Here is a 26959-nt window from a genome sequence, read left to right as displayed (position 1 = left end):
AACACAGCCCACTCGGCATCCGAAAGCTCATGACGACGCACCACGACAAACATGATGCCTCATTACCTGACCACCTTTGAAGACGATCTCTAGGGGCCGGAAGACGTAGCGGTAGCCCGATGCGGGGCCATGTACGACCCAGACCCGGACGCGGCCCTGCCCGTGCCGTTCGGCTACGTCGTCGGTGACTACGGGCCAGCGGAACACGAGACCTTCAGCGAGGGCTTCCATGTGCTGCACAATCCGTGGGCCCGCACACCCCTCGCAGCGAGCGCTCTGGACGGTTTCACCGATCACCGCCTGCAGCCGGACGGCAGACTGCTCACCACCATCCGCCACCCCGACTACTTCGTCTCCCAGACCATGATCATCCAAGGCGGAAAGGCGGCCCTGCCGACGGCTCGCCTTCGCGTTCAGCAGTATCTGGCCGACGATGCAGGCCGCCGATAGCCTCCTGCCCCACCACATTCCGATCGCGTGACCGACGACCGCACAGATGCCGTCGGTCACGCTCCCGGTCGAGTTACCCGTTGTCAACGCGACTGCATCCAGAGGCCGCCGTACGCGACGACGGCGCCGCCGACCGCGGTTGCGGCCCCTCGGATCAGATGAAGGCCGGCCTCGTTGCGGATCCGCCGGGCGCGCTTGGCCCACCGGGTCTTCGATGGGAGGGGTTCCGGGTCCGGGCTGTTGCCCGTACGCTCGGGCTTGGACATGAGCTTTCCCTTCGTCGGGGTTGTTCGGTCTTCTGCAGACGGCTCCCTGCCCACCAGGGGGCCGTCGCCGTTTCTGGCGACAGCCGTGCCGTGTCCACTCCCTGAGACGCATCCCGGATCCCGGGGTGAACTGGAGCAACAAAAGCACCTCGAAAGGGCCTCTGACCAGCGGAAACAGTAGTTTGTTCAAACTTGTTTGTGCGGGTTGTAGGCGGTCTAAGACCAGCTGATGTGAGTTCAGGTGAGGTCAAGTGCTGCCTGAGCGGGTCCATGTGGGATCACACGGGGTGTCGTGTGGCGAGATACCGGGTGGGACTGAGCTTTTCTGTGTCTAACTGGGCTTGTTCGTGGCAGAGTTGTCGGATGCCGCGAATGCTTCGAATGCCCGGTAAAGATGTGCTGCCGCCCGGTCCCAAGCGGGATCTCGTCGCCGAGCTCTTTGTGCACTACCGGCTGGCGATGCGTCCTCCGCTTCCGAAGATCGCGGCGCTCACCGGTACTGAGTCCAACCCTCAAAAGGTGAGTAGGGAAACCATCCGCCGCTTGCTCACCGGGACAACGACCAGCCAGTGGGGGGTCGTCGACGCGCTCCTGCTCGCTCTGTGCCAGCTGCAAGATCGGGATCCCGACGGCCGCCGCTGGCCGGAGCCGGACGACAGCCGCTGGGACGAGAACGATCCGACGACATGCCGCGAACATCTGCGCCGCCTGTGGAACGACGACATTGACGGCCTCGAGCCGGACGAAGCACCGGCAACTCCACCTGCCGCGCCGGTGCCCCCGGCCCGGCAGGCTTCCGGCGGGTGGGGCGGCACTCCGCAATCTGCAGCAGACGACCCATGGGCTGCTGGGATCGCTTCCCAATCCACGCCGCAGACCCGCGGCTACTCCGACGAACCACCGTTCTGACGCTGGTCCCCGGTTGCGAGAAGGTGTCCCGGCCAGGGAGACCCCTGCGGCCCGGAGCCGTCGTGGGCTCCGGGCCGCAGGGGCGGTTACATGCCGAGTACGCGGCGTACGACATCGGCCGGGTCCAGGCCCAACACCCAGGAAACGAGGGCCGCGCCCAGGACGAGCGCGGTGGTGGCGCCGGCCTTGTTGGCGAAGCCCTTGACGAACTCCTCGCCGGACAGCTTCACCAGCTTCCAGGCGATGGCACGCGTGCGGGCGGCGATGATGCGCAGACGCTGGGCGAGGCGGCGCCGCCGGTTCGGGCGCTCGGGTACGGCGGCCTGGTGGCCGAGGGAGGGCTGAACGGGCAGCGCGGGATCGACGTCCCGGTTCATGGCGGGGCTCCTCTGTGCGGGGAGAGCAGGGAACGCGGACACCTGTCGTGGTGTCGTCCGCGGGGTGTGCGCCGCGCGGTCGGCGGTCCTGCGGCTCTCTGCCTGAGAGCGTCCCTGTGGAGCCTCGGCTCTGGCCCAGGGTGGCGTGTCCAGCGTATCGGCGGTGTGGAGATTCGTTCCCTCGGGCGTCTGGTGAGTACTCATCAGCAGCACCTTTCAGTAGGAGTGTTGTCGGGCGGGCAGCACAGTGGCCTGCGACCGGTGCTTGCGTCGCGGGCTCATGAACGCCGGTGTCCGCATCTCTTGGGCCCCGGGAGGGGGCATGGACAGGGATCCGGGAGAGGACGTTCGGGAGACGCAGTGGAGGCCCCGACCATTGGTCGGGGCCTCCACTGCGTACAGAGGTAATGGGGCGCAGGAGCGCGTCTGTGACGTGCGGCGTAGACGGTTACCAGATGGCGGTGACGAGCACTTCGACCACCGCGATGCCGATGGTCAGGGTTCCGGCGCAGACGGCGGCCCCGCGGACGACGGCGTCGGGGACGGGGGAGCCGGCCCACCGGGCGGCTCCGAAACCGATCACACTCGCCAGGACAGCCGCCAGGCTGAGCACGGCCAGCGTGAGGAACAGGAGGTCATGCACGCTCATGCGGCACTCTGCTGTTGCTCGCGGACGCCGTTGACGTGCAGCTGGGCGGGGATCCAGATCTTCCGCTCGCTGGCGGCCTGATAGAGAACCTTCCTGAAGCGGTACCGACGGGTTCGGACGGAGCCGATCTTCGACTTGAGGCGCTCCGCGATCTCCCGTCCGCATACCCTTCGCAGGTCAGGCGCACTACGGCGCGGGTCTCGGCCGGCTGGGCGTCCAGCAGGTCCATGAAGGCCGTCGAGAACAGGATCGTCTCCGGCTCGCCGTGGTGCGGCAGGGCAGTCAGCAGGCGGAAGAACGCCTCCGGGTCGAGCAGCGCGGCTTCTACCTGCGCGATGCGTTCCCGCTCCCTGGCCCAGCGCAGGTAGATACGGCGGAAGTCCCACATGCACCTGCCGATGAAGTAGGTCATCAGGCAGCAAGGGCCCTTGCTGCCACCGAACTCGGGGTTCCAGCCCCCGTCGACGAGCGCCTTCGTGCGGAACGCCACCCGCGCGCTCATGAGGACGTCGACGATGATGTCGTCCCGCTCTGCGTCGCTGCTGTGCAGGAGCTGCTTGTTCTCGCGGCTCACGAAGAAGGGGATGCCGGCCTTCTCGAACTCTGAGCGGCGAGGGCGATGAAGGTGCCGGAGCGGAGCATGCCGCGCAGGATCGGCATGCTGTCGCGGATCAGACGGTCCTCGAACACCTCATACTCCAGGCCCTCGAAGCCTCCCAGAGCAAGATCCGCGACGAGAGCGGCATCACGCTGGATCCGCAGCCTGCGAGGGTCAGGAAGGAAGCCGTCCACGGCCTCCGCGATCGCATTCGTATCAGACATAAAGCCCACCTCGGTCGGCGGTGTCCCTCGACCAGCCCCATATCGCTAGTAGATTGTCGCAGCTTATTTTTGCTGTGCGGTTGGGTAGAGGTGGCGCAGTTTCACGCGGGCGTCGTCGGTGGTGAAGTGCCAGTCGACTTGGCGCTGGTCGCTGTTGGTCTGCTGCTGCCAGGCGGCGAGTTCGGCGTTGAGCACGGCGAGGTCGTCGATGCGGCGGTCCAGGCACTGGCGGGTGAGCGCGGAGAGCTCGATCTCGGCGATGTTGAGCCAGGAGCCGTGTTTGGGGGTGTGGTGGATCTCCAGGCGCTGTGCCAGCGCGAAGGCCTTCTCCGGGTCGAACGCTTCATAGAGCGAGGCGATGGAGTGGGTGTTGAGGTTGTCCATCACCAGCACGACCGTGGCGGCGTCGGGATAGTCCACGGTCAGCAGGTGTTCGACCTGGCGCGCCCAGTCGACCTTGGTCCGGCGGGGCTGGGCATCCACGCGTCGCCATCCGCGCAGCGGTTCGACCCAGCAGAAGATCGAGCAGGTCTCCGAGCGGACGTACTCGTTGTCCTCGCGGCCGTCACGGCCGGGCCGCGGGGGAAGCGGATCGCGGACGTGGCCGAGCAACTGGTACGGCTTCTCGTCCATGCACACCACCGGACGCTCCGGGTCGCGGGGGCGGCGGTAGACCGCGAGGACGCCTTCCATCGCCGCGGCGAAGGCCGCATTCGCGGCTGGCGGGATGGTCCAGCACTTCTTCAGGTGAGGACGCAGTTCCGTTTTTTTAAGATCCGGCCGATCGTGGAGTGGTCCAGGTCCGGGATGTCCTCGATCAGCGCCACGTGCCTCTCCAGCAGGCGCAGCGACCACCGGGCGTGACCCTTGGGCGGCGTCGAGCAGGCCAGCGCGATCAGCCTCGCCTCGACCTCACCGGTCACCGGGGAGGGCACCGGGGGGCAGGCGCGTTCCTTCCGGCCGACCGTGGCCCACACATCGCCGCCGGTCTCCGCGTACCGCTTCGAGATCAGCCGGACCGACTCGCACGACACCCCGACCCGGTCCGCGATCACCGTCCGCGGATCGACCTCGCCGACCGACGTATCCAGCGCGAGCAACACCCGCGCCCGTCTGACCATCGACGCGCTACGGACTCCCGTCGTGGTCACCCGCACCAACGCCTGACGATCCTCAGCACTCAAGGCAACCGGATACTTCTTCTGCGACGACATGGCACCCCCGCCCGGCCGAAGTGAAGCGACGAGGGGAAACTGCCCGACCGTCAACTCCACCAATCAGAGCCACACTTAGCAGCGACAATCTACTAGTACGGCGGCGGTCTCGTCCGGCGAGACAGCCACGACTACGTCCAAGCCGGCACCACGCCCTTCTTCGCCGCCCTCGAGCTCGCCACCGGCAAGGTCATCGGCTCCCTCCACCGCCGCCCCTGGCCAGCGGAGTTCAGGAAGTTCCTTGCCAAGCCGGACAAGGAAGTCCCGGCTGATTTGCGGGTGCATCGTCACTGCCGACCAGCTGCGCCTTCACAGTGATGTCAAAGAAGCGTTCCTTTCGCGGGGTCGCGGGTGTTTCAGAAGCAAATCAGTGCGTTTGCGCGGTCTACGGCCGTCTACCACCTGTCGGCCTGCGTCGGACACATGGATAGGGTCGCGGTACCCGAGCTGGAGAGGTAGCCGCATGGACGCCGAGATCGTGATCGCGCAGACGACGAGTGACGACGAGGAGCTAGCGAAGACCCTTGCTCGAGGTGCTGTTGAGAGCAAGTTGGCGGCGGGCGTTCACATCGATGCGCCCATCACCGCCTTCTACTGGTGGCAGGGGAAAGTCGAGGTGGCTCAGGAGTGGCGGATCTCCTACATGACGTCGTCGGATTGCCTCCCCGCGCTGGAAGCATGGCTGCATGAGAAGCACCCGTACGACGTCCCCCAGTGGGTCACGCTGCCCGTGACCGGAGGGTCGGAGGCGTACCTGTCCTGGGTCGTCGACGAGACGCGCCCGCAGTAGAGGTCACCACTGCAGTGCCTCGCTCTCACCGATCCTGTGCGCTTGGACGCTTCACAGCGTCGCGAACGTCAGCAGGTGGCTGGCCAGATCATGCTCGGTGTCGGGGAGCCCGGCAGCGATGGCCTGCGCCCGCTGTCGGCCCATGGTGTTGGGCTTCGACTCCGCTGCTGCTGCGAACTGGTGCGCGACGTAGGCCCCGCGGTCTACGTCGCCGCCGCGCAGAAGTGCGGCCGCCAAGTCCCCCAGGACGACCACTCCAGACTCGGGTAGTTCACCGCCAAGTCGCTCGACTGCGGAGTCGGCTGTGCCCGTCAGTTCCTGACGCTTGAGTTCGCCGTAGACCGAGAGGGTTAAGGAGTCCATCCGGTACGGCGTCACGAAGCGGACCCACGCCTGCTCGCTCGTATGGTCGGCGAAGTCATAGGCGAACTTGGCCTGGTCCAGCGCGCGAAGGGCGCCAGCGTCATCGCCTGTCTGAGCGGCCTCCTCCGCGTACCGGCCCAGGGCCCATGCTGCGGCGGTGGCATTGCCACGTCCGCGTACGTCCTGAGCTGCCTGCGAAAGCATCTCCAGCGCCTTCGCAGGGCTGGGCGCACCGTAGCTCGCGTAGCCCAGAGCCAGGGCGCGCAGAGGGGGGTGCCCGGCCTTCTTCGCGCACTCCGAGGTCACCCCGTAATAAGAGGTGGCCTTGTCGTGCTCCCCGAGATCCCAGGCAACCCATCCGGCAAGAGCTGCGGTCTCTCCCGCCGCGACGGTCAGCGCTCGCTCGTGGGTTCCGGCGCGGGGAAGGGCTGCGGTGATCGCGTCCAGGTGCGCCTCGACCCGAGCCTGCAGACTGAGTGCGCTCTCGTTGAGCTCGTCCACGTGCAACCGGGCAGCATGATCAATAAGCACCCCGGCTGACTCAGGGTCGATCTTGGAACCCTTGCTGAGTGCATAGGCCAGCCGGCCCCACGGCTCGGCAGCCGCAGCCGCACCGATGACTGCGCCTCCCAGCAGCGTTCGGCGATTCACGTCGTCCAGGTCCTCCGCTTCGGCCTTGTTCTTCTCTCGCCGCCTGGCGCGGGCGGCTTTTGCCTCGCGCAGTAGCGGCTCCAGCGGGACACCGCAGGCCAAAGCGATGTTCCCCAGAGTGTGGTTCGTCGGAACGTTGGCACCGTTCTCGTACCGATTGACCTCTCGGCGGGTCATCGTTGCCCGGCCGGAAGCGGCGTTGATCGCACCGGCCTGCTCGTCCTGCGTCCGATTCGCGTTACGCCGCAGGTGGCGGAGCAGCTCGGCAAATGGATCCCCTGCCATGAGTCTGACCCCTATCCGTGGGAGAAAGCCAATACTTCCCTCAACTCCACCCTGATTTTCCCCCCTTGACAAAGATTTCCCCCCTCCGGTTTCCCCTGTTCCGGATCGCGCAGCCACGGTGGCATGTGCTCATGACCACGCACCGGACAGCAATGCCACCCCGGCCTCGGGGCGACGACGGTGGCGCCCACGTCGTCGGCGCCGCGACCCCTCGGTGTCCGCTGGCCTCTCACGTCTTCGAGATGGCCATGGCGCCGGTAGATGTGCACGTTGCTCAAGCACGACGAACCACGGTCACAGTGCTGAAGCACTGGTCGTTGCCGGAGACACCGGCAGAGGACGCTCAGCTCGTCGTCTCGGAGTTGGTGTCCAACGCGATCATCCACGGTTCCGGGGATGTCCGACTGCGACTGCAACACGACGACCACGAGCTTCGAATCCGAGTCACCGACGACAGCACCATGCCGGCGAGGCGACGACGTGCAAGGGCCGCCAGCCTCGGTGGTCGAGGGCTGCACCTCGTCGCCTGCCTGTCGCTTCGGTGGGGCGTCGCGGACGGCGGCCGAACGGCATACGCGGTCATCCCCACTCTCACGGAGGCCCCCCCCATGTCGCCGCACAACGCAGTCAAGCTCGGACCCGACATGTTGAGCCTCGTTGCCCTCGACCGGGGGCGTGGGAAGTACACGGGCGGTGGGTCGTCGACCGCTGGCAATGAGCACCCGATAGGGCCCCGCACCTCTCCCCGGGTGAAGCACCAAGCCCGAATTGGCCAACTCCGACGCATCCGGGAGCACTTCTACCGACAGGTCGTTGACACGCAGGACGATCAGCGGCTCCGCGTGCTGGCGTACAGCTTGGTACCGAGTCCGAGGGCCCGACCTGACGAGGACTGGCGGACGCTTCAGGCTGAGGCCGACCAGCTCGGTTACGCGATCGCCGCCCGGCTCCACGACGTGGCGGTCCCGGTGACCACGACGTACTTCCCGGCATCCAGTGCGAGTCAGGGCGTATACACGCCGCCTTGGGATCGACCTGGTTGGCGGGAAGCCGAGCGGCAGCTCCGAGCGGGCTTGGCCGACGGCGTGCTCGTCCTCGACCGGCACAACATCAGCTTCGATGACGACGAGTACCACGCCGTGATCAAACACCTTGGCGAGAACTGCCGGGCGTTCCTCCACCTCGTGATCCCCGAGGAGCCCGTCGCGCCGACTTGAAGGCGTCCACTGCGCTGGATGGACAGGAAGGGCTGGGGCTGGCGGCAGATCAGCGCCCAGATCACCCTGATCGCCACCGTGAGCGTCGTACTCGCCTTCACCTTCAAATACACCTGACCGAGGGCTGACCGTGACTTTCGAGGGACATACCGATCGTGCACCGCGCCTCCTGCCGCACCGCGAGCAGGGCGAAGCGCTCCTCGCCATCAGGGAGGCCGCTCCGTCGGCGCCCAGGGAAGAGGGCATCGACCTCTTCGCCGTGCCCGCCGGTGAGGTTCAGGGGCGTGGCCTCAACCTCTCGCGCTTTCACCGGCTCTCGCGCCTGCCAGCCGTGCCGGACGGATCGACCTCGCCGTCGGCTGACGGCCCGCCGGACGCGGCCTGACTCCTCAAGGGAGCACGACGGCGACCACCGCTGCTCCGGATGCCGTCACCGGTTGCCTACACCGTCCCATCCATCCCCGAGTAAAGGTCGCAGATGAACCGTCCCGTTCTCGCTCTGGCCACCACCATCGCCCTCGCGTCCGCGCTGCACATCGCCCAGCCTCACCTACAGCACCGCCAGTCCCTGGAGTTGGCGGTGCACCAGGCCCACGGCCGCATGCTCGAAGTCGCCACTACACACCTGGACTTGGACCCGATCTGGGTGCGCAACCATCCCGATCACGTCAAGGACGACGAATCGGGTCCGCTCCTGATGTCCAGTGGTGGCTTGAGTTCTGGCGCACCGGCCTCAATCTCAGGGTGTTCACCCCCGCCCTCCTGCGGCAGAACGCGCGGAACTTCATGAAGGACCCGATGGCCCTCAAGGCGTGGGCTCTGACCCGCCACGGGCGTGCTCTGCAGTCCCGGGGGCGATGGGACCGCATGCACGTGGCGTTGCTCGACGCGGCGTTCGAGGAGGCCGGCGGTCCGGCCCAGTACCCCGAGTTGGAACTTGCCCCGGCCTCGGCCCTCTGAGGCACGACGACACCCTGACGAGAGGATGATCATGACTGTTCCCACTCACGAATCGCCACCGGCTCCGGCCACGGCGAACGACCACAGGTTGCGCGCTCTTCTCCTCGACATCGACGGCGTCCTGCTCGGCACACGTCCGGTGATGCGGAAGGCGTGGCAGAGGGTCCAGGAGATCCATGGCGTCGCGCTCCCCTTCCGCGACTACGAGCGCCACCTGGGCCGCGAGTTCGGAGACATCATGCAGCGACTGGGCGTGACCGACGCCGAAGCGGTCCGCCGGACATACGAGGCGGAGTCCGTGGCCACCGCGCACCTCGAGCAGGAGTTCGCCGGCATCGTCGAGACGCTCCACGCCTTCGTGGCCGCCGACTGGCGGCTGGGCGTCGTGACGTCCAAGCACGTCGACCGGGCGGCCCCGCTCCTCGCGCGCCTAGGGTGCCCCTTCGCGACCATCCGCACGCCCGCCGGAGCGGGCCGGACGAAGCCAGCCCCGGACCCGCTCCTCCTGGCGCTGGTCGACCTGGGAGTCGACCCCGCCTCCGCCGTCTACGTGGGTGACATGGCGGTCGACCAGGAGTCGGCCGCACGCGCCGGCGTCCCCTATGTGCACGCTGGATGGGGCTATGGGCAGCCGACGGCCCCCGACCCCGAGACGGCCGCTTCGCCCAAGGACCTGCTGAGCCTTCTCCTCCCCGCCAAGCAGCTCGTCGAGGGGAGCACGGTGTGAGCGCCCGCACGGCTGGCGGCCTCGGCCTGGTCCGCTCCTCCAACGCCGGGAAGCCGACGTGGACTCTCGTCGGAACCGGCGCCCTGGCGCACGCGCGGACCGACCACATCCACACCACGGACCTGGAAGCGACGACCGTCGACAAGCAGGTACTGCGCTCCGGCGTCGAAGACGTCATGGAGGCCGTCGACCGCTACAGCGCCAAGTTGGCCACCACCCCAGGCGGAGCCGACTGGCTCCACGTCCAGCACGTCCCCGTGCGACGCTTCGTCGCCGAGATCGTGCGCAAGCTCCTGGCCCTGAACTCCTGGGCACCGTTCGCCTCCGCCCCAGGGCCCCTGACCCTGGCCCCCTACGAAGGACTCGTGGGACTGCGTTCGAGCAGCTCGCGTGAGTACCTGGCCTACACGGTGACGTGGTCCGGCGTCGCGTACGTGCTCGGTGCTGCGGCACCGCACAACCCGACCCGCTCCGCCCAGCTCCGGAACCACACCTGGACGAGTACGGCGAACACGGAGCCGAGTCCGCTCCCCTCGGATCTCGGACGGCAGGACGTTCTGGCGCTGTCGTGGACCTCCCGCCACGCTGCCACGCTGATCCCGGTTCTCGCCGAACTGGCGCGCAGCGGGCAGAGGAGTCTCCTGCTCGATCTCGCCACTGATGCCGCCGAGCGGTGCAGCGCGGGACCGGCAACGGGTATCGAGCTGCGCTCGGCTCCGAGCGACCTCTTCACCCTCTCCGGCACCGCCGAGGGCCTCCACCGTCCCGACGACGAGCACGTCGTCCAGGTGGGAGGCCACGGCGTCCAACTTGCCCGGCTCGTAGGGCTCTTGTCCGTGCTCTTGGAGACCAGCGGGGGCTGCACCCAGCCGTCGTGGCGGACGGTGGTGCGGGCGGAGAGCTGGCTCGACGACATCCTGTCGACCACCCGGCCGCACACCGTCCTGCTGAGCAACGACACCAGCCCCCTGGGTGTGCTGGCGGCGCACGCCGCCGAGCGGCACGGAGCGAACTCGGTGCACGTCCAGCACGGGGCGTGGACGGCGGAATCGGTCGCCTGGCCGGCCCTGCACAGCCGCGACATCATCGTCATGGGCGAGCGGGACCTCGCCCTGGGGCGAGGGTGGGCGCGCCACCCCGAGGCTGAAGTGCACGTGCTCGGGCAGCCCCGCTTGGACGTCCTCGCTGGCCTGAGCCGCCAGGCACAGCGGCGGTACCTGGAGAAGCTGCTCGCTTCGGGGGGCCGACGTGGGCCGACCCGGATCGCGGTGTGGGCATGCCAGCCCTTCAACCCCGGTCACCTCAAGTCCCACGCGGACCTCCTCCTGGACGGGCTCGCCGAGGCGGGCGGCGACTGGGGGCTCGTCATCGCTCCCCACCCGGCGCAGGGAGCCGACGCCTTCACCGCTCTGGTGAAGCGGGACGGCGGGACGCCGGTCGCGGTGGCCGATCCCCGGGTCGGAGCGCGAGGCTGCCTCGCCGGCGCTGACGCCATAGCGAGCGCGTACTCGACGTGCGGGATCGAAGCCGCGCTGCTCGGCATCCCGGTCCTCGAAATCGGCCCGCCGGGCGAACGAACCTTGGGCCTGGCCGGTCACGGACTGGCGACCCGGTGCGAGGCCACCGGGGACGTCGCCGAAGCGCTCTCCGGCGTGCGTGGGGGCCCGGCTCCGATCCCGCGGGCGGCCCTGGACGCGGTCTGCCGATGGCGCGGAGACAGCGCCGCTCGGATCGCCCGGCTCATCACCGACCGCGCCCCCTCCGGCCCGAGGGTCGACGACTCCACCCACCACCACCCGGGCGCCGCTGCGTCGCCCAAGGACGAAGGAGCATCCGTCCGATGACATCCCTCACGGCCGACAGCATCGCCGAGCTGTTCTCCGGCGCCGTCACGCTGGCCAAGTCCGGCGAGAAGATCAGCCCCCGGGGCATGGCCACCCACGAAGTCCGCGACGTGCACCTGCTGCTCACTCAGCCGCGTGCCCGCCTGCTCTACGCCCCGCCCGCCCGCATCGTGAATCCGGCCTTCGCCGTCGCCGAGACGGTCTGGCACCTGTCCGGATCCGAGGCGCCGTGGATCTTTGACTACAACAACCGGCTGCGGCAGTTCGCCGACGACGGCGTCCTCCTGGGTGCGTATGGCCCCAGGATGCGGAACTGGGGCGGCAAGGTCGACCAGCTCGCCCGCGTCGTGGAGATCCTCCAGGCCGACCCCGACTCCCGGCGAGCCCTGATCCAGCTCTACGACCCGGCCCAGGATGCCGCCGGGCACAAGGACGTGCCCTGCACTCTCGGGTTCCGGTTCCACCTGCGCGCTGGCCGCCTGCACATGGCGACCATGATGCGCGGCCAGGACGTATGGATCGGCATGCCGTACGACGTGTTCTTCTACACCGTGCTGCACGAGCTGGTCGCCGGATGGCTCGACGCGGAACTCGGCGAGTTTCACCTGCACATCGGCTCGTTGCACATCTACGACGAGCACATCGAGCAGGCCGACACGCTCACGTCGCTCCCGGCGAGCGGGATCATGCCCGACCTGCGAACGCCCTGGAACGGCTTCGACGGCCTGCTCGACCAGGTCGAGTCCCGTGACGTGACCGGGCACCCCGGCTGGGACGCGATGGCCGAGACGCTGCGCAGCTACCGGCTGTGGAAGGACGGCAAGCGTGAGCAGGCGTGGCGGGGGGCCAACACGATCGACGGGCCCCTCGGCCAGGCCCTCACCGCCTGGTACGGAGAGCTGGAGCGGCTCTCGGCCAAGCGCGCCGCGACGGTCGGGGCAAGGTGACCGCCGCCATGAAGCGCACCCCCTCCGTGATCCTCGGCCTGTGCTCGTACACGCACGATTCCTCGGCCGCCCTTCTCGTGGACGGTGAACTCGTTGGCTTCGTCGAGGAGGAACGCCTCTCCGAGCAGAAGCACACCAAGCTCTACCCGGCCCGCGCCATGGGCTGGCTCCTCGACCAGGCCAAGCTGAGCGCCACCGACGTGGACGCCGTCGCCTACAACTTCCAGCCCGCCCGCTACCTCGCCGAGTCGCCCGCCGCCCTGCGCATGGCGTTCTCGCCGATGACACGCGACCGGAGCCTGGCCCGCGCCCACGGGTTCGCCAAGGTCGCCCTGCGGACCCGGCGGCGGCTGCGCGTCCTCGGCAGCCAGTTCCCTTCGGCCCGCGTCACACCGGTCCTGCACCACCGCGCCCACCAGCTCACGGCCTTCGTCTCCTCCGGCTGGGAGGAAGCCGCCGTACTCGTGGTCGACAGCCTCGGTGAGCGGCAGACCACCACCATCGCCCACGGCCACGGCGTTCAGCGCCCTCGCGTCCAGACCCTGGAAGCGATCAACGACCCGGACTCCCTCGGGTACGTGTACGGCGCCGTCACCGAGCACCTGGGCTGGCGGCGGGGCGACGAGGAGGGCACCGTCATGGCGCTGGCCGCCCTCGGTGACCCCGCCCGGTTCCGCCACCTGTTCACCACGGCCGTCCGCACGACGGCCACGGGCTTCCGCATCCACCCTGGCTACTTCCCGACGCGCACCCTCACCTCGGGATACCCGAGGACATCCCGGCGGTTCGTCGCCGAGACCTGCCCCGAGCGGCACCCGAGCGAACCGCTCACCGACGTCCACCGAGACCTGGCGGCTGCCCTCCAGGAGCGGACCGAGCAGGTGATGGTCCACCTCGCCCGCCGCGCCCGTGTGCTCACCGGCTCCCGGCGCCTGTGCGTGGGTGGCGGCGTCGCCACGAACTGCGTGAGCATCGGGAAGATCATCGAGGCTGGCATCTTCGACGAGGTGTTCGTCCCGCCGGCACCGGGGGACGCCGGAACCGCGATCGGGGCCGCCCTCGCCGTGCACGTCGACGCGCGTACGCCTCGCCCGGTCGCCGGCATCGCCCGCCGCTGTTACCTCGGCCCCTCCTACGAGAACCAGCCCCTCGACCTGACTCCCTGGCCCGGCCTCCACCAGAAGACCCTCGGCATCGAGACCGCCGAGTTCCTCGCCGACCAGCTCGCACACGGCGTGATCGCCGGACTCTTCCAGGGAGGGGTCGAAGCCGGGCCGCGCGCTCTGGGCAACCGCTCGATCCTCGCCTCCCCGCTGGAGCCCGGCGTCGTCGAGCGGCTGAACGCCACCGTGAAGTTCCGCGAGCCGTTCCGGCCCTTCGCCCCTATGGTCCCCGCCGAGCGCGCCGCCGAGTTCTTCACCCTCGGCCAGCCGGCGCCGTACATGTCGATGGCCTCCGGGGTGACAGACCTGACGCGCGAGCGGGTGCCGGCCATCGTGCACGCCAACGGCACCTCCCGCCTGCAGACCGTCACCCGGTTGCAGAACCCGTTCATGCACGCGGTGCTGACCGCCTTCGGCCGCCGGACCGGCATTCCCGTGCTGATCAACACCTCCCTCAACGTCAAGGGCAAGCCGATCTGCGGGACGCCCGAGATGGCCCTGGACTGCCTGGCCAGCTCCGGCCTCGACGCCCTGCTCCTCGAAGGGCGGTGGATCACCAAATGAAGATCGGGTACAGCTTCTGGGGCTTTCTCGGCAACGGCGTCACCGACACCCCCGACGGAGGCCGCAGCCACCGCCGCCCCTTCATCGACGCCCTCCTTGCCCGCGGTCACGAGATCGTCTTCCTCCAGCCCGACCGCGACCGCCTCGAAGCCGGTGACGACCTCGGCGGCGCGTATACCTTCAACGACGGCCTGCCCGGCATCGACGCCCAATTCCTGGAGTGGCGCTGGGCCATCCCTGGCCGCAACACCACCGTGTGCGGCAGCGAGGGGCACACCTGCGACCTCCACCGGCAGGCCCAGCTCATCAACCACTACACGGCCCGGCACCGGACGCCCACCGTCATCTGGGACAAGGACCGCACCCTGCGCGCCGAGAGCGTGTGGCGCCGCACGGCCCACACCCGCGTCTGCGAGGCCGCGCTCACCCCGACCCCCGGCGCGCACTCGCTGCTCTTTCCCGTCGCCGAGGACCTCCTCGCCCAGACCGATCCCCTCACCCTCGCGGCGCGGCCTCGGGATCTCGCGCTCGGCTACGTGGGCAACCAGTACGACCGCGACGAGCCCTTCGACCGCTTCTTCGCCCCGGCAGCCGCCCGCGTCGAGCACCTGGTCGCCGGCAAGTGGACGAAGACCGGCCGCTGGCCGCACGTCCGCTTCGCGGGCCGGATCCCGTTCGAGGACGCCGTCGGCGTCTACGGCCGGTCCCTGGCCACGGTGCTCATGCTGCCCGAGCGGTACGCCGCCGTCGGGCAGATGACCCAGCGCATCTTCGAGGCTGTGCTGGCCGGCTGCCTGCCGCTGGCCCCGGCGGACATCCGCTTCGCCGACCGGTTCGTCCCGAAGGAGCTGGTCGTGCGCTCCGGCGACGACGTGCTCGAACGCCTCTCCTACCTGCGCGAGATCGCCGGCACCGAGCAGCACGCCGCCCTGATCGCCGCATGTGTGGACCGGCTGCGCCTGTTCGGCCTGTGCAAGCAGGTCAACACCCTGGAGTCCGTCCTGCACGGCCTCCTCCAGGCCACCGCGACCGAGCGGGGAGCTGTCTGATGCAGACCGCTCGATCGACCACGGCGCGCGGATCCTCCGGGCGCGTCCCGGAGGATGGGTCCGCCGGACACCCGAACCTCTCTACGCTGGAGCACCATGAAGAAGGTCGCCATCGTCGGCTGCGGAGGCAGCGGCAAATCCCACGTGGCCCGCGAACTGGGCAGGATCCTCGACGCCCCGGTGACGCACCTGGACGCCGCGTTCTACGACGACGAGTGGAACGCGTTGCCCATGGACAAGTTCACCGACGTCCAGCGCGAGCTGGTCGCGCAGCCGCGGTGGGTGATCGACGGCAACTACAACTCGACGCTGCAGGTACGGCTCGAAGCCTGCGACACGGTGGTCCTGATGGACGTGTCGACCGTGGCGGCGCTGTACGGGATCTTCTCCCGGCAGATCCGGCATGGCGCGGGGCACAAGGGCAACGGGGTGCACAACCGGATCCACTGGGGCGTGATCAAGTACGTCGCCACGTACCGGCGCAAGATGCGGCCCCGCGTGATGGCGAAGATCGAGGAGTTCGGCTCCGGCGCCGATGTGGTGCTGCTGGCCAACCGGCGTCAGACGCGCCGCTGGCTGCGGAAGGTCGCCGCCGAGCAGTCCTGACCGGCCCGTGCCCCCGGTCAGGGGGTGCGGCATGAACGAGCCCAACCCGTTCCTGGACCCCGTCCGGCAGCCGGAGCTGTACGGACACGCCTCGCGGCTGGCCGGGCGGACCAGCGCCCTGATGCGCGCCAAGACCGCTGGTCACCCGGTGCCCGAGACCATCGTCAGCCTGGTGCAGACCCATCACGCCCAGCCGGACCGGCTCGGCGTGGTGCTCGACATCGGATGCGGTCGCGGCACGAGCAGCCTCATCCTCGCCGAGCAGCTCCGGCCCGAGCGCGTCGTTGGCCTGGACGCCGCCCCCTCCCTGCTCGCCCAGGCGCGCGAGCGCGCCAAGGACCTGCCCGACAGCACGGCGGAGTTCGTCGAAGGCGACTTCCACGACCTCCCTCTGCCCGACAGGTCGAGCGATGTCGTCGTCGCCGCGTTCTGCCTGTACCACTCGCCGCGCCCCCAGGACGTCGTCGGACAGATCGCCAGGGTCCTCGCCCCCGGTGGTGTGGCCGTGCTCGTCACCAAGGGCCTCGACAGCTACCGGGAGATGGACCAGCTGGTCGCCTGCGCCGGTCTCGATCCGCGTGCCGCCCAGCACGAGAGCCTTTACACCGCAGCCCACAGCGACAACCTGGCCGACATTGCCGCCTCCTCGCTCGACGTGATCGCCGTCCTGGACGAGGAGCACATCTTCACCTTCGACGGCCACGACCACTCGGCGCAGTACCTGGCCACCAACCCCAAGTACGACCTGCCGCCCGGCTTGTACGGCAACCCCGGGGCCCTGGCGGCGACCCTGCACGAGTTCCTTCCCGACCAGCCGCTGACTACCCGGTCCCGGATCACCTTCGTCGTCGCCCAGCCGAACGATGGGCGGCCGGCATGACCCTCGCGCCCTTCACCAAGCCCTACGCGGAACCGGAGCGTGCGGCGGGGGCGGTGCGCCACTACCAGTGGCTCACCGAGCACGCCAAGCCACTGCGGCAGCCGGCGCTCCTCACCGTCCGAGCGAACAGCCTGACGTTCGAACGGATCGAAGGTCGCTCGGTACGCCCGGACGACCTCCCGCGCGTCGCGGCACTGCTGGGCCACGCCCACGGTGCCGCCTGGGCCAGCGACCTGCGGTCCGTGTCGCTGGACACCCCGCACCACTTCCGGGACGGGACCAGGTTCGACGACTACCTCGGCCCCCGGAAGCGCGCCCTGCGGCGACGCCACGAACAGGGCTACCTGCCGAACAAGACCGCGCTGCACGCGATGTTCGGCCTGCTGGAAACGACGGCCCAAGGGCCCTGCGCCTTCTACAAGGACAGCAACCCCCGGAACTTCATCGTCACCAGCAGGGACATCGTCGCCGTCGACACCGACGACCTGTCCCTGGCCCCGATGGGCTACGACCTCGCCAAGCTCATCGCGACGCTCCACCTGACCTACGGGCCGCTCCCGGACCAAGCCGTCACCACCGCCCTGCTCGCGTACAACGCGGCAGCTCTACGACACGACGCCCGGCTGGGTACGACGGACCGAAACCAGCTCGACAGCTCTCTGCCCCTGCACGCCGTGCTCACCGCCCCGTACGTCGGTCGCAACGGCTACCGCTACAGCCTGCCCCTCCGTTTCAGCCACTGAGGAGCCTCATGATCACCACCGAACTCGTCTTCGTCCGGCACGGCCAGGCCCAGTGCAACGCCGACGGCCTCGTCGGAGGCCCGCGCACCTGCACCGGCCTGACCAACCTCGGATATGCCCAGGCCGAACAGGCCGCACGCCGCCTGGCCACCGAGCACCTGAAGAAGCCCTTCGACGTCATCTACACCGGCCCGCGGATCCGTCTCGTCCAGACCGGCGAGATCATCGCCCAGACGCTCCAGATCCCCGTGCACCACGACGACCGACTCGACGGCCCGGTCCACGGCGACGCCGACGGCCGGCCCTGGGACGCGGTGAAGACGGCCGCCGACGGCGGGCCGCACGCCCACCCCGACACACCCTGGGCCAACGGCTCCGACACCTGGAACGGGTTCCTGGAGCGCGCCAGCCGGAACCTGAGCCAGCTCATCGAGGAGAACCGGGGCAAGCGCGTCATCTTCGCGGCCCACGGGGAGACGGTGATCACCGCGCACACCCTGCTGCTAGGCATCCCGATCGGCTCGCACGCCGGATTCACCCACAACCACGCCTCCATCACCCGCTGGCAGCACCACCGCAACCGCCTGGGCCAGAACCGCTGGATGCTCGACCGGCACAACGACACCGAGCACCTCAGTCTCCTCACGCCGGAGCCGACCCCGTGATCGCGACCTCGCGCGACCCTCGAATACAACTGGCGCACCTCCTCCTCGGCGCAGTCGACATCGCAGCGGACCCCGCGCCCCCGTCCCGCGTCGTACGCCTGGTGGCCGGCGACGGGCGTCAGTTCATCGCGAAGCAGCACGCGGAGCGAGACCGGTACGCCGGAGAACTCCACGCCTACCGGGCGTGGGTCACCCATCTGAGCGGCCACGCGCCGGAGTTGGTCGGCCGGGACGATGGCACCCGCACCCTGCTGCTCACCGCGCTCGCGGGCGACCGCGCGGACACCTTCGCTCCGGGCTCACCCGAGGAGGAGCTGGCCCACCACGAGGCCGGGCACGTGCTGGGCAAGCTGCACCGGGCCACGGCCATGCCCCAGGGCGGTGCCGTCGGCGCTTCGCTCGCCGAGCGGTTCCAGGGGTGGATCGGCCGGGCCGTCCACGCCGACCTGCTCGACGCGGCCGAGGAGAACCTGCTGAAGCACCACGCGGTGACCCTGGGCGCCAGCCACATGGACAGCGCGATCTGCCACCTCGACTACCAGCCGCGCAACTGGCTGCTCGGCGACACCTTCGGCATCTACGACTTCGAGCACATGCGACGCGACGCCCGGGTCCGCGACTTCGCCCGGCTCGAATTCCGACGCTGGCAGGCCGCACCCCACCTGCGCACCGCGTTCTTCGACGGCTACGGACGCTCGCTCAACGACACCGAACGCCGCCTCCTGGAGTCTTTCGGCGCCATCGAGGCGGCCACAGCCCTGGTCAAGGGCCACCAGGAGAACGACACCGCCCTCAGCGCACACGGCAGAACGGTCCTGTCCCGGCTCACCTGACCAGCCCCTTAGACGACACCCCTCTGGAGATCCCCGTGCCACAGCACGAGCAGCCCCCGACCAACGCTTCCCCCCGACGGGCCGTGGTTACCGGCTCCGCCGGATTCATCGGCTCCCACCTCGCCCACGCCCTCGTTCAGGCCGGCACCACCGTGATCGGCGTGGACCGCCGAGACCCGTCCTCCGACCCGACGGCCGCCGCCAACCTCGCCGCGCTGCGGGGCCGCCAGGGATACCACCACGTCACGGCCGACCTCCTCCACTGCGCGATCGAACCGCTCCTGATCGACGCCGACGCCGTCTTCCACCTCGCAGGCATCCCCGGGGTACGGCCCTCCTGGGGACCGCAGTTCGGCGACTACCTCGCGTCCAACGTGCTGGCCACCCACCGCGTCCTCGAAGCCTCCACCCGGATCGGCGTTCCTCGACTGGTCGTCGCCTCCTCGTCCAGCGTCTACGGACCGACCGATGGCGACGCGAGCAGCGAGACCGACCGCCCCAACCCCGCCTCCCCGTACGCCGTGACCAAGCTGGCCGAGGAGCAGCTCTGCCTCGCCTACGCCGAGCGCCCCATCGGCCCCAGCGTCGTCGCCCTGCGGTACTTCACCGTCTACGGCCCCCGCCAGCGTGCCGACATGTTCACCCACCGTGCCCTGTATGCCGCCCTGACCGGACAACCCCTGCGCTTGTACGGAGACGGTCACCAGCGCCGCGACTTCACCTACATCGACGACGTGGTCACCGCCACGATCGCCGCCGGCGTCGTCCCGAACGCACACGGCGCCATCAACGTCGGCGGCGGCTCGAACGCCTCCCTGCTGGACGTGATCAACATCGCCAACAGCCTCACCGGCCGCGAGATCCAGCTCCACCAGGACCACGTGCGCAACGGGGACGTGATCCTCACGCGTGCCGACCCGGGCCGCGCCGGAGAGGTCCTCGGATGGCAGCCGCGCGTCGACCTCCACAGCGGACTGCGCGCCCACATGCAGGCGCTGGCCGCCCCGGTGCCGGACTACAGCCGTGCCGCATAGGCGACCCCGTCGGATCATGAGAGGAGTGCTCATGGAAACCCCCGAGCGGGCACGGCTGGACGCCTTCTTCCGGAGGATTACCGCGCAGTTCCCCGCCGGGCAGGCGATCACGACGCTGGTCATCACGCACCTGCTCCCGGAACGCCCCGCGTTCTTGCGCGCCATGGCCGCGGTGTCCACGATCGGCGCCGTCCTCCCCAAGCCCCGGTCGATCCACCAGCCGACCCTCGACACCGTCCGCCGCACCCTGCCGGTCCACGACCTGAGCAGGGGGCGGTTCACCGACGAGACCCAGGCCCTGCACTACCTGGAGGACACGGCCGGCGGCCAGGACGTCGTCCTGGTCGACATCGGCGGGTACTTCGCGGCCAGCCTCGACACCCTCATGGAGAAGTTCTCCGGCCGCATACTCGGCGTCGTCGAGGACACCGAGAACGGACACCAGCGGTACGCGGCCCTCGGCTCGCTGCCGTGCCCGGTTGTGTCCGTGGCCCGCTCCCCGCTCAAGGCCTGCGAGGACCACCTTGTCGGCCGGTCCATCGTGTTCTCCACCGACGCCCTCGTCCGCGCCCGCGGGGATATCCTCACGAGCCGCAGCGCCTGCGTCATCGGCTTCGGCAAGATCGGCCGCTCCATTGCGCAGACCCTGCGCGCCCAGGATTTGCGCGTCACCGTGTACGACAACGACGCGGTCAAGCGGGTACAGGCGCACGCCCTTGGCTTCCGCACCAGCACGTCCACCACTGAGGCCGTCCACGACGCGGAACTCGTGCTGTGCGCCACCGGCAATCTCGCCCTCCGGCACGAGGATTTCGCTTCCCTGCGCAACGGCGCGTACCTCGGATCGGCGACGTCCTCAGAGGACGAACTCGAACTCGGCAGCCTCGACGACCTCTACGAACGCCAACTCGTCGGACCCCAGTTGACCCGGTACGAGGTCACCGGCCACTACTTCTACGTTCTCGCCGACGGCGGTGCCGTCAACTTCGTGCACGGCGCCGCCGTCGGCACCTACATCCACCTCGTCCAAGCCGAGATACTCGCCGCCACCGCCGCACTCAGCCACGCGCGACTCCAGCCCGGACTGCACGAGATGCCGGCGGCCGACCGCGACACCATCGCCAGAACCTGGCTTCGCCACTTCGAAAGGTGACCTCGTTGCCACTCTCCACCGAACACGTCCGCGCGGTCACGGAGGCGTACCTCGCCCGCCACCCGGACGAGCGCGCCTCCCTGACGATGCTGTTCGCCGTGCTCGCGGGCTCGGACGATCCCACCAGCCGGAAGACCTTCCCCGCCCACGTGACCTGCAGCGCCGTCCTCATCAACGGTGAACGGCACGTGCTCCACATCCTGCACAAGGCGTCCGGAAAACTTCTGGCGCCCGGCGGGCACAACGAACCGTCCGACCAGCTCCTGCGCGACGCCGCCCTACGCGAACTGCACGAAGAGGCCGGCATCCCGCCCAGCGCCGTCGTCCCCCTCGCCAGCCACGAGGACATCCCCCTCGACATCGACGTGCACGCGATCGACGTGAACCCGTCGAAGAACGAGCCGGCCCACCACCACCTGGACTTCCGCTGGGCCTTCCACCTCCGAGCCAAACACGCAGTGACGCTGCAGGAGGAGGAGGTCGACGGCTACCAGTGGCGGTCGTTCGCGACCGCCGCCTCACCCACCGTCCGCGCCAAGCTCGCCCAGCTCACCTGAATCCCCCGCCCGACCACCAGGAGGACACCGTGGCCGCCACCACAACCCAACCAACCGACGCCGAACCGCGCCGACACATCGCCGTCGTACCCTGCCGCTGGGGTGCTTCTCGCTTCCCCGGCAAACCACTGGCCCTACTCGGCGGCAAGCCGCTGCTCTGGCACGTCCACCAGCGCTGCCTGGAGGCCAAACGCCTCGATGGAGCCATCGTCGCGACGGACGACGAACGCATCGAAGCGGCGTGCCGCGAACTCGGCATCGACTGCATCCGTACCGGGGAGCACCTCACCGGCACCGACCGCGTCGCGGAGGTCGCCGAACGCCTGCCGGCCGACGGGTACATCAACGTCCAGGGCGACGAGCCGTTCATCGCACCCGGTGCGATCGACGCCATCTCGGAAGCTCTGGAGCACCTGCCTCCGGGCACGCTCGCCGTGAACGCGTACACCGAACTGGTCGACATCGCCGCTGCCCTGGACAACAACGTCGTCAAGGTCGTTGTCGCCGCCCAGGGCGACGCCCTGATGTTCTCGCGCCATCCCATTCCCTATCCGAAGGGGGAGCGGCCGAAGTACGCCCGTCAGCTGGGCCTCTACGGGTTCACTGGCCAATCTCTTCAGCGCTTCCGGCAACTTCGGCAGGGGCCCTTGGAGCGCGCCGAGGGAGTGGAGTTGTTGCGCTTCGTCGAGCACGGCCACGCTGTACGGATGGTGCCTGTCACGGACGACGGCGTCGCGGTGGACACTCCAGGGGATCTCGCGCGAGCCAGCATCATGCTCGCCCAGTACGCGCAAGCATGACTTCTACTCACCGACCAGCTATTCCAGAACAGGAAGCGATGCCAGTCCGCGAACGAGACGGGTGCGCCGCCAGTCCAGTTGATCATGGCGCGGCCAGCCGGATTCCGGGAAACCGAGTCAGTACCGCTCGGAGGGCGATCTCCGCCTCGGCCTTGGCTAGGGGAGCGCCGACACAGCGATGGATGCCATGGCCGAAGCTGAGATGAGCGCCGGCATCTCGGTCCAAGTCGAGCAGGTCCGGCGACGGGGACCGCTCGTTGTCGGTGCGGGAGCTGGCGCGGGAGCTCGGGCTGCGCAGCCCTGCGTCGGTGGTCTATCACCGGGCGAACCTGGAGGAGCGCGGGGCGCTGGTCCGTGACGGGCGCAGGTGGCAGAGTTGCCGCCTGACCGGTTAGCGAGGACGGTGCGGCGTGGTACGTGCACGGCGAGGCTGGGGTGGCCGCGTCAGCGGCGCAACCCTGTCGTACCGACCCGAAAAGGGCCGGAGTCCTGTGTCCCCGAACCCTGCCGAGGGACGTGCTTGGATGTCGGGCAGCAGCTCAGGGCCGGCCCTGTCCGAGCGGTCCGGGGAGTCCGGGGAGTCCGTCACCCTTCCCGGACCGAGTGAATGCCGGGGAGGGCGACGCCCTCCCCGGCTGCGAACTGGATGCGGGTGGGACGGCGCACCCGGGTTTCCCAAGGGATCCGACCGGGACGCGCGGCCCGGCGACGGACACCTTGCGCGAGGGCTGACGCTGGCCCCCGGAGACAGTCTGGTCAAGAACCGCCCCGCGCCTGGTTGTCAGTTGAGGACCTGGAGTTCTGCGAATGGGACCTGGATCTGGGTTTGCCGGGTTTCGGTGAGCTGGCCGGCCTGTCCACCGCCGCCGGTGGTGACTTGCCAGTCGATGGTCCAGGTCGACGTTGCGGTGATCCGGTAGCGGCCCCCGGCCTGGTCGGCGGAGGTCCGGGTGTAGGCGTGTCCGCACGTAGGGGAGTCCGACTTGCCGGCCGCCGCGGTGTACTGCGTGCCGGGCCCGGTACACGTCACGACAGCGCCGTCGCCCATCGTCCACACGATCTTCGTGACGTTGGCGGTGGCTGTGACCGTCACCGCGCCTGCCGACGCGCTCGCCGTGTTCGGCCCGTACGTGGTGGGGCTCTGGTGGACCCACATCCACATCGGCATCCCGACCAGATACTTCCCCGCTGCTCGCGGGCTGGCGATGTCGGGGCCGGCGAGCTGCATGGAGTCGACGGCCCGCTGGGCGAGGACGGCCGGGTCGACGGTGGCCGCTGCGGGTGGCGGGTCGGCGAGCCACTGATTGCGGACGATGGTGTTGAGGCTGTCGAGGTAGTGGCAGGTCTGCTCGTAGACGGCGCCGTCGCCGGGCGTGTGTCCTTCCCAGTCCAGGGATCCGGCCGGGGGCTGCGGTGTGAGCAGCTCGTACACGCACGTCCAGGGGTTGCTGCTGGTGCCGCTTGCGCTGCCGCCCTGCGGTCCACTGCCCCCCTGGCCGCCGGTGCTGCTGCTGGCCTGTCCGGGGGCGTCGGCCTCCACCTCGCAGATGAAGACGTCGCACTCCACACCGCCGCCGAGCCCGCGAGGGCGGTGGGCGCCGTGCCGATGACGGCCAGGACGGCGAGACCGACGGCTGCCGCAGTACGGCGGGGGCGGGTCAGCACTTCTTGCCCTGGGGCTCGTCACGGACCACACGCCAGCCCTGTGGCCACTTCTCCAGCGTGGTGGCGATCAGGTATTTGGTGAGCCGGTTGGCGGGCAGCTCGACGGGCTTGCGGGTGTCGGCGACGACGGGCTGCCACTGGGAGACGTCCAGGCAGCTGGACAGCATCACCTTGGGCGTCTTGCTGTCCAGGTCGGTGCCGGTGACCGCCGACTGCGAGACGGTCACCTTGCCGATGTAGACCCTGCCCCGGGCGTGCGCACGCCCCGCGGCGTTCTCCGCGACGGACAGCGCCTCGGAGGCGGCGTACTGCTTCAGACCCGCCGAGGTGCCGTCACGGTCGGCGTAGAAGGCCTGCATCTCGCCCCAGTAACTCTGGTAGACCTCGAGCGCGGTCTTCTTCGCCGCGGCTTCCGGGTCCGCCGGCGCCGTCGACACGGGCGCGGCCGACGCCGTGAGGGTGGGGGCGGTGGACTCCGCGGCAGTGCTGTCGTCCCCGCTGCTGCACCCGGCCAGGGCCGCGCTCGCGCAGAGGATGGCCGTCAGGGCGGTGAAACGGGTGCGGGTGCGAAGTGCTCCGATGACTAACGGTCTGCTGATGGATTGTCTGGTCACGTTCCCTCTCCGTCATGACACGGGTGTGGTGCACGTGTGCAACCGCAAGGCTACGCATATGCCTGCCAACTCCCCAAGGAGCTTCCAGAGTTGATCGGTGGGCTCGGTTGTTGCCCGCGCCTGCGGTTGGTGTGAGCGGTGTGCTGCGCAGCGGGGGCCGGTGGGCCAAGGACACTGCGCGGCCCAGCGTTGATCGGGGAGCCTGCCCGCTTGTGACGGGCAGCCGCCTCGCGGCGAGAGGCCCCGGACCGATGACTGCGCAACCGGCCCCGCCGCCGACTGCGCAGGACGGGGCGGCGGTGATGCGCAGGTCCTCCTGCGCAGTCGGACCGGCGGTGGCGGCGTACGGTGTCCTGGCTGTGCGCAATGGTCTGCGCAACGCTGTGACCTGCGGTGGTCGGGCCTGTGGGGTGGATTCGAGGGATCGTTGCAACACGCGGTGAGTTGATCAAGTGCGAGCAGTGTAAGTAGCGGCGGCAGGGTGGTGTTGCTCTCTGGTGGCCGTCGGCTGAGCAACTACCAGAAGTCACCGACTGGCCGCGCTACTCAACTCTTGAGTGACCAGGCCAGAATGAAGCCTTATGAACGACGGATCGAGCTGGCCCGTGGACAAACTGAGCGCACTCCGCCTCGGTAGAAGGCTCGTTGCGGAAGTTACAGCGTCGAGGCCGGGCCGCCGGGCATTTGTGGACGTCCGTCCCAAGAGGAGCGATCCCGACGCCCAAGCGCAGGGCGAGGGATGGGTTCGCAGCGACGCTGAACGCAGCTTCCGTCTTGAGCACTGGGAGTACGACTGCGATCGCATCGACGGCTTCGACTACGACATCGGAGCAGTCCTCATCGGGTCCGCTGACGCCACGGACGAGTCCGAACTGATCACGGTGCTCGACGCATGGGGCGCCCGGCCTGGCCTCTTCGTCTACCCCTGGGAGAGCGAAGACCCCAAGTAATACGACGAGGAAGCCGTCAGCTCCTGCAGACGATCAGCTGGCGTTGCCCAACCGAGCGTCTTGCGAGGGCGGCTGTTCAACTCGGCCGCTACCGCATCAAGGTGCTCGCGAGTGTGGACCGAAAGGTCGGTGCCCTTGGGGAAGTACTGCCGCAGCAGGCCGTTGGTGTTCTCGTTCGAGCCGCGCTGCCACGGGCTGCCGGGGTCGCAGAAGTAGACCGGGACGCTGGTGGCGGCGCTGAAGCCGCGGTGAGCGGCCATCTCGGTGCCTTGATCCCAGGTCAGAGATCGCTTCAGACTGGGTGGCAGGGGGTTGATCGTGGCAATGAGGGCGTCGCGCACGGCTGCGGAGTTGTAGCCGTCTGGCAGGTGGACCAGCATCAGGTAACGGGTGCTGCGCTCGACCAGGGTGGCGATCGCGGAGTGCTTCTTGCGGCCGAGGATCAGGTCGCCTTCCCAGTGCCCGGGGACGACCCGGTCGGCTGCCTCGCGCGGCCGTTGGCTGATCATGACCTTGTTCCTGACTGCCCTGAAGCGCCGGCGGTCGGCCAGGCGGCGAGGGAGCCGTCTGACACGTCCGGTGCGCAGAGTATGGGTCAGTTCGCGGCGGAGTTCTGTGCGGCCTTGGGCGTAAAGGGCCTGGTAGATGGTCTCGTGGCTCACGTGCATGTCTGGCCGCTGGTCGAAGCGTCTGCGCAGAGCGTGACAGATCTGCTCGGGGCTCCAGCGCAGGTTCAGGTGCGACTGGATGAAGTCGTGCAGCTCCGGGTTCTGGCCGATCTTCCCGGTCTTGGGGCGGGGCCGGCGGGCGTCGGCGCGGCGCTGGGCGGTATAGGGACGGTAGTGCCAGCGGCCGTCGGCCAGGATGGTGCCGTTGCGGCGGACTTCGCGGCTGATCGTCGATGGGCTTCGGCCCAGCTCGGCGGCGATCGCCCGGATGGTGGCCTTCTCCAGTAGCCGGTCGGCTATGTGGACGCGGTCGGCCTCGCGGAGATAGCGCGAGGGATCGCTCGATACATCGACAGGTGCCGCATTGAGCGGTGGATATGCCTTGATCCGACCCGAGGCACCTCGTCCGTTGCGCCATCGTTCGCCGGTGCGGGTGCTGATGCCGACGGCCCTAGAGATCGTCTTCAAAGGTGGTCAGGTAATGAGGCATCATGTTTGTCGTGGTGCGTCGTCATGAGCTTTCGGATGCCGAGTGGGCTGTGTT

Annotated in this window: 33 protein-coding genes and 1 pseudogene; 22 read left to right on the top strand and 12 right to left on the bottom strand. The window is 69.0% G+C overall.

Annotation, left to right across the window (positions count from 1 at the left end; all coding sequences use genetic code 11):
• Window positions 1-129 precede the first annotated feature (129 nt).
• Window positions 130-450, top strand: coding sequence for a hypothetical protein (locus ACIRPU_RS43240; protein ID WP_403878393.1), 321 nt, complete (start codon window positions 130-132; stop codon window positions 448-450).
• Between the two features lie 83 nt (window positions 451-533).
• On the opposite strand, the gene ACIRPU_RS43235 is transcribed toward ACIRPU_RS43240, so the two are convergent.
• The gene (locus ACIRPU_RS43235) at window positions 534-716 is read right to left on the bottom strand and encodes a hypothetical protein (protein WP_403878391.1); all 183 of its coding nucleotides are present in this window, start codon (window positions 714-716) and stop codon (window positions 534-536) included.
• 363 nt (window positions 717-1079) lie between these two features.
• Between ACIRPU_RS43235 and ACIRPU_RS43230 the strand changes: the two genes are divergently transcribed.
• The gene (locus ACIRPU_RS43230; protein WP_403878389.1) at window positions 1080-1625 is read left to right on the top strand and encodes a hypothetical protein; all 546 of its coding nucleotides are present in this window, start codon (window positions 1080-1082) and stop codon (window positions 1623-1625) included.
• An 86-nt stretch (window positions 1626-1711) separates the two neighbouring features.
• On the opposite strand, the gene ACIRPU_RS43225 is transcribed toward ACIRPU_RS43230, so the two are convergent.
• From ACIRPU_RS43225 to ACIRPU_RS43200, 6 genes are all read right to left on the bottom strand, one after another.
• Complete coding sequence (locus ACIRPU_RS43225; RefSeq protein WP_403878387.1) at window positions 1712-2002, bottom strand: hypothetical protein; 291 nt, start codon at window positions 2000-2002, stop codon at window positions 1712-1714.
• Window positions 2003-2450: 448 nt separating this feature from the next.
• Entirely contained in the window at window positions 2451-2651 is a 201-nt protein-coding gene (locus ACIRPU_RS43220; protein WP_403878385.1) for a hypothetical protein, read from the bottom strand.
• Entirely contained in the window at window positions 2638-3225 is a 588-nt protein-coding gene (locus ACIRPU_RS43215; protein WP_403878383.1) for a hypothetical protein, read from the bottom strand. The genes ACIRPU_RS43220 and ACIRPU_RS43215 overlap by 14 nt, the downstream gene beginning before the upstream one ends.
• Entirely contained in the window at window positions 3222-3473 is a 252-nt protein-coding gene (locus ACIRPU_RS43210; protein ID WP_403878381.1) for a hypothetical protein, read from the bottom strand. Before ACIRPU_RS43210 ends, ACIRPU_RS43215 begins: the two co-directional genes overlap by 4 nt.
• A gap of 63 nt (window positions 3474-3536) precedes the next feature.
• On the bottom strand, window positions 3537-4328 hold the full coding sequence (locus ACIRPU_RS43205) for an IS630 family transposase (protein WP_403878378.1): 792 nt from the start codon (window positions 4326-4328) through the stop codon (window positions 3537-3539).
• On the bottom strand, window positions 4217-4657 hold the full coding sequence (locus ACIRPU_RS43200; protein ID WP_403878375.1) for a helix-turn-helix domain-containing protein: 441 nt from the start codon (window positions 4655-4657) through the stop codon (window positions 4217-4219). Before ACIRPU_RS43200 ends, ACIRPU_RS43205 begins: the two co-directional genes overlap by 112 nt.
• A gap of 493 nt (window positions 4658-5150) precedes the next feature.
• On the opposite strand from ACIRPU_RS43200, the gene cutA reads away from it, so the two are divergent.
• The gene (cutA, locus tag ACIRPU_RS43195) at window positions 5151-5477 is read left to right on the top strand and encodes a divalent-cation tolerance protein CutA (RefSeq protein WP_403878372.1); all 327 of its coding nucleotides are present in this window, start codon (window positions 5151-5153) and stop codon (window positions 5475-5477) included.
• Window positions 5478-5528: 51 nt separating this feature from the next.
• Here the strand turns inward: cutA and ACIRPU_RS43190 are convergent, their stop codons facing one another.
• On the bottom strand, window positions 5529-6776 hold the full coding sequence (locus ACIRPU_RS43190) for a helix-turn-helix domain-containing protein (protein WP_403878369.1): 1248 nt from the start codon (window positions 6774-6776) through the stop codon (window positions 5529-5531).
• A gap of 299 nt (window positions 6777-7075) precedes the next feature.
• On the opposite strand from ACIRPU_RS43190, the gene ACIRPU_RS43185 reads away from it, so the two are divergent.
• The 17 genes from ACIRPU_RS43185 (at window position 7076) to ACIRPU_RS43105 (ending at window position 22518) form a co-directional block, all read left to right on the top strand.
• A complete protein-coding gene (locus ACIRPU_RS43185) occupies window positions 7076-7993 on the top strand; it encodes an ATP-binding protein (RefSeq protein WP_403878367.1) in 918 nt (305 codons plus the stop codon).
• Between the two features lie 130 nt (window positions 7994-8123).
• On the top strand, window positions 8124-8378 hold the full coding sequence (locus ACIRPU_RS43180; RefSeq protein WP_403878364.1) for a hypothetical protein: 255 nt from the start codon (window positions 8124-8126) through the stop codon (window positions 8376-8378).
• 359 nt (window positions 8379-8737) lie between these two features.
• Window positions 8738-8953: a hypothetical protein gene (locus ACIRPU_RS43175; protein ID WP_403878361.1), complete on the top strand. Its 216-nt coding sequence runs from the start codon at window positions 8738-8740 to the stop codon at window positions 8951-8953.
• Between the two features lie 31 nt (window positions 8954-8984).
• Window positions 8985-9680: an HAD family hydrolase gene (locus ACIRPU_RS43170; protein WP_403878358.1), complete on the top strand. Its 696-nt coding sequence runs from the start codon at window positions 8985-8987 to the stop codon at window positions 9678-9680.
• Complete coding sequence (locus ACIRPU_RS43165) at window positions 9677-11524, top strand: hypothetical protein (RefSeq protein ID WP_403878355.1); 1848 nt, start codon at window positions 9677-9679, stop codon at window positions 11522-11524. Before ACIRPU_RS43170 ends, ACIRPU_RS43165 begins: the two co-directional genes overlap by 4 nt.
• The gene (locus ACIRPU_RS43160; protein ID WP_403878352.1) at window positions 11521-12471 is read left to right on the top strand and encodes a thymidylate synthase; all 951 of its coding nucleotides are present in this window, start codon (window positions 11521-11523) and stop codon (window positions 12469-12471) included. The genes ACIRPU_RS43165 and ACIRPU_RS43160 overlap by 4 nt, the downstream gene beginning before the upstream one ends.
• A gap of 8 nt (window positions 12472-12479) precedes the next feature.
• Window positions 12480-14198 (top strand): carbamoyltransferase, encoded by a 1719-nt coding sequence (locus ACIRPU_RS43155; protein WP_403878349.1) that lies wholly within the window; start codon window positions 12480-12482, stop codon window positions 14196-14198.
• Window positions 14195-15247: a hypothetical protein gene (locus tag ACIRPU_RS43150; protein WP_403878346.1), complete on the top strand. Its 1053-nt coding sequence runs from the start codon at window positions 14195-14197 to the stop codon at window positions 15245-15247. The genes ACIRPU_RS43155 and ACIRPU_RS43150 overlap by 4 nt, the downstream gene beginning before the upstream one ends.
• A gap of 96 nt (window positions 15248-15343) precedes the next feature.
• On the top strand, window positions 15344-15853 hold the full coding sequence (locus ACIRPU_RS43145) for a topology modulation protein (RefSeq protein WP_037876755.1): 510 nt from the start codon (window positions 15344-15346) through the stop codon (window positions 15851-15853).
• Between the two features lie 31 nt (window positions 15854-15884).
• Window positions 15885-16733: a class I SAM-dependent methyltransferase gene (locus ACIRPU_RS43140; RefSeq protein WP_403878342.1), complete on the top strand. Its 849-nt coding sequence runs from the start codon at window positions 15885-15887 to the stop codon at window positions 16731-16733.
• Complete coding sequence (locus ACIRPU_RS43135) at window positions 16730-17476, top strand: phosphotransferase (RefSeq protein ID WP_403878339.1); 747 nt, start codon at window positions 16730-16732, stop codon at window positions 17474-17476. Before ACIRPU_RS43140 ends, ACIRPU_RS43135 begins: the two co-directional genes overlap by 4 nt.
• 8 nt (window positions 17477-17484) lie before the next feature.
• The gene (locus ACIRPU_RS43130) at window positions 17485-18141 is read left to right on the top strand and encodes a histidine phosphatase family protein (protein ID WP_403878336.1); all 657 of its coding nucleotides are present in this window, start codon (window positions 17485-17487) and stop codon (window positions 18139-18141) included.
• A complete protein-coding gene (locus ACIRPU_RS43125) occupies window positions 18138-18974 on the top strand; it encodes an aminoglycoside phosphotransferase (protein WP_403878333.1) in 837 nt (278 codons plus the stop codon). The genes ACIRPU_RS43130 and ACIRPU_RS43125 overlap by 4 nt, the downstream gene beginning before the upstream one ends.
• A 35-nt stretch (window positions 18975-19009) precedes the next feature.
• Window positions 19010-20008, top strand: coding sequence for an NAD-dependent epimerase/dehydratase family protein (locus tag ACIRPU_RS43120; RefSeq protein ID WP_403878330.1), 999 nt, complete (start codon window positions 19010-19012; stop codon window positions 20006-20008).
• Between the two features lie 31 nt (window positions 20009-20039).
• Complete coding sequence (locus ACIRPU_RS43115; protein ID WP_403878327.1) at window positions 20040-21161, top strand: adenosylhomocysteinase; 1122 nt, start codon at window positions 20040-20042, stop codon at window positions 21159-21161.
• A complete protein-coding gene (locus ACIRPU_RS43110; protein WP_403878324.1) occupies window positions 21158-21718 on the top strand; it encodes an NUDIX hydrolase in 561 nt (186 codons plus the stop codon). The genes ACIRPU_RS43115 and ACIRPU_RS43110 overlap by 4 nt, the downstream gene beginning before the upstream one ends.
• A gap of 29 nt (window positions 21719-21747) precedes the next feature.
• Window positions 21748-22518, top strand: a complete 771-nt coding sequence (locus tag ACIRPU_RS43105; RefSeq protein WP_403878321.1) for a 3-deoxy-manno-octulosonate cytidylyltransferase — start codon at window positions 21748-21750, stop codon at window positions 22516-22518.
• Window positions 22519-22536: 18 nt separating this feature from the next.
• On the opposite strand, the pseudogene ACIRPU_RS43100 reads toward ACIRPU_RS43105, so the two are convergent.
• Window positions 22537-22774 (bottom strand): annotated as a pseudogene (locus ACIRPU_RS43100) (cytochrome P450); the annotation flags it as partial.
• A 7-nt stretch (window positions 22775-22781) separates the two neighbouring features.
• On the opposite strand from ACIRPU_RS43100, the gene ACIRPU_RS43095 reads away from it, so the two are divergent.
• Window positions 22782-22913, top strand: a complete 132-nt coding sequence (locus ACIRPU_RS43095; RefSeq protein ID WP_403878395.1) for a hypothetical protein — start codon at window positions 22782-22784, stop codon at window positions 22911-22913.
• A 386-nt stretch (window positions 22914-23299) separates the two neighbouring features.
• On the opposite strand, the gene ACIRPU_RS43090 is transcribed toward ACIRPU_RS43095, so the two are convergent.
• Complete coding sequence (locus ACIRPU_RS43090; protein ID WP_403878318.1) at window positions 23300-24085, bottom strand: ATP/GTP-binding protein; 786 nt, start codon at window positions 24083-24085, stop codon at window positions 23300-23302.
• A gap of 91 nt (window positions 24086-24176) precedes the next feature.
• Entirely contained in the window at window positions 24177-24797 is a 621-nt protein-coding gene (locus ACIRPU_RS43085; protein WP_403878315.1) for a hypothetical protein, read from the bottom strand.
• 581 nt (window positions 24798-25378) lie between these two features.
• On the opposite strand from ACIRPU_RS43085, the gene ACIRPU_RS43080 reads away from it, so the two are divergent.
• Window positions 25379-25747 carry a hypothetical protein gene (locus ACIRPU_RS43080; protein WP_403878312.1) on the top strand — a complete coding sequence of 123 codons (369 nt, stop codon included), beginning with the start codon at window positions 25379-25381 and terminating at the stop codon, window positions 25745-25747.
• Here the strand turns inward: ACIRPU_RS43080 and ACIRPU_RS43075 are convergent.
• Window positions 25717-26883, bottom strand: coding sequence for an IS30 family transposase (locus tag ACIRPU_RS43075; protein ID WP_403878309.1), 1167 nt, complete (start codon window positions 26881-26883; stop codon window positions 25717-25719). The two genes, ACIRPU_RS43080 and ACIRPU_RS43075, sit on opposite strands and share 31 nt — an antisense overlap.
• Window positions 26884-26959 lie beyond the last annotated feature (76 nt).

Origin of the sequence: Streptomyces sp. NPDC102259 (assembly GCF_044766465.1) — a bacterium.
GTDB lineage: Bacteria > Actinomycetota > Actinomycetes > Streptomycetales > Streptomycetaceae > Streptomyces.
This window is presented reverse-complemented; position numbering and strand designations above follow the sequence as displayed.

Bases quoted from the DNA above. Each gene is read 5' to 3' on its own strand.
- ACIRPU_RS43240 (WP_403878393.1), top strand. From the start codon at position 130: ATGTACGACCCAGACCCGGACGCGGCCCTGCCCGTGCCGTTCGGCTAC.
- ACIRPU_RS43235 (WP_403878391.1), bottom strand. From the start codon at position 716: ATGTCCAAGCCCGAGCGTACGGGCAACAGCCCGGACCCGGAACCCCTC.
- ACIRPU_RS43230 (WP_403878389.1), top strand. From the start codon at position 1,080: ATGCCGCGAATGCTTCGAATGCCCGGTAAAGATGTGCTGCCGCCCGGT.
- ACIRPU_RS43225 (WP_403878387.1), bottom strand. From the start codon at position 2,002: ATGAACCGGGACGTCGATCCCGCGCTGCCCGTTCAGCCCTCCCTCGGC.
- ACIRPU_RS43220 (WP_403878385.1), bottom strand. From the start codon at position 2,651: ATGAGCGTGCATGACCTCCTGTTCCTCACGCTGGCCGTGCTCAGCCTG.
- ACIRPU_RS43210 (WP_403878381.1), bottom strand. From the start codon at position 3,473: ATGTCTGATACGAATGCGATCGCGGAGGCCGTGGACGGCTTCCTTCCT.
- cutA (WP_403878372.1), top strand. From the start codon at position 5,151: ATGGACGCCGAGATCGTGATCGCGCAGACGACGAGTGACGACGAGGAG.
- ACIRPU_RS43190 (WP_403878369.1), bottom strand. From the start codon at position 6,776: ATGGCAGGGGATCCATTTGCCGAGCTGCTCCGCCACCTGCGGCGTAAC.
- ACIRPU_RS43170 (WP_403878358.1), top strand. From the start codon at position 8,985: ATGACTGTTCCCACTCACGAATCGCCACCGGCTCCGGCCACGGCGAAC.
- ACIRPU_RS43160 (WP_403878352.1), top strand. From the start codon at position 11,521: ATGACATCCCTCACGGCCGACAGCATCGCCGAGCTGTTCTCCGGCGCC.
- ACIRPU_RS43155 (WP_403878349.1), top strand. From the start codon at position 12,480: ATGAAGCGCACCCCCTCCGTGATCCTCGGCCTGTGCTCGTACACGCAC.
- ACIRPU_RS43150 (WP_403878346.1), top strand. From the start codon at position 14,195: ATGAAGATCGGGTACAGCTTCTGGGGCTTTCTCGGCAACGGCGTCACC.
- ACIRPU_RS43145 (WP_037876755.1), top strand. From the start codon at position 15,344: ATGAAGAAGGTCGCCATCGTCGGCTGCGGAGGCAGCGGCAAATCCCAC.
- ACIRPU_RS43140 (WP_403878342.1), top strand. From the start codon at position 15,885: ATGAACGAGCCCAACCCGTTCCTGGACCCCGTCCGGCAGCCGGAGCTG.
- ACIRPU_RS43135 (WP_403878339.1), top strand. From the start codon at position 16,730: ATGACCCTCGCGCCCTTCACCAAGCCCTACGCGGAACCGGAGCGTGCG.
- ACIRPU_RS43130 (WP_403878336.1), top strand. From the start codon at position 17,485: ATGATCACCACCGAACTCGTCTTCGTCCGGCACGGCCAGGCCCAGTGC.
- ACIRPU_RS43115 (WP_403878327.1), top strand. From the start codon at position 20,040: ATGGAAACCCCCGAGCGGGCACGGCTGGACGCCTTCTTCCGGAGGATT.
- ACIRPU_RS43080 (WP_403878312.1), top strand. From the start codon at position 25,379: ATGAACGACGGATCGAGCTGGCCCGTGGACAAACTGAGCGCACTCCGC.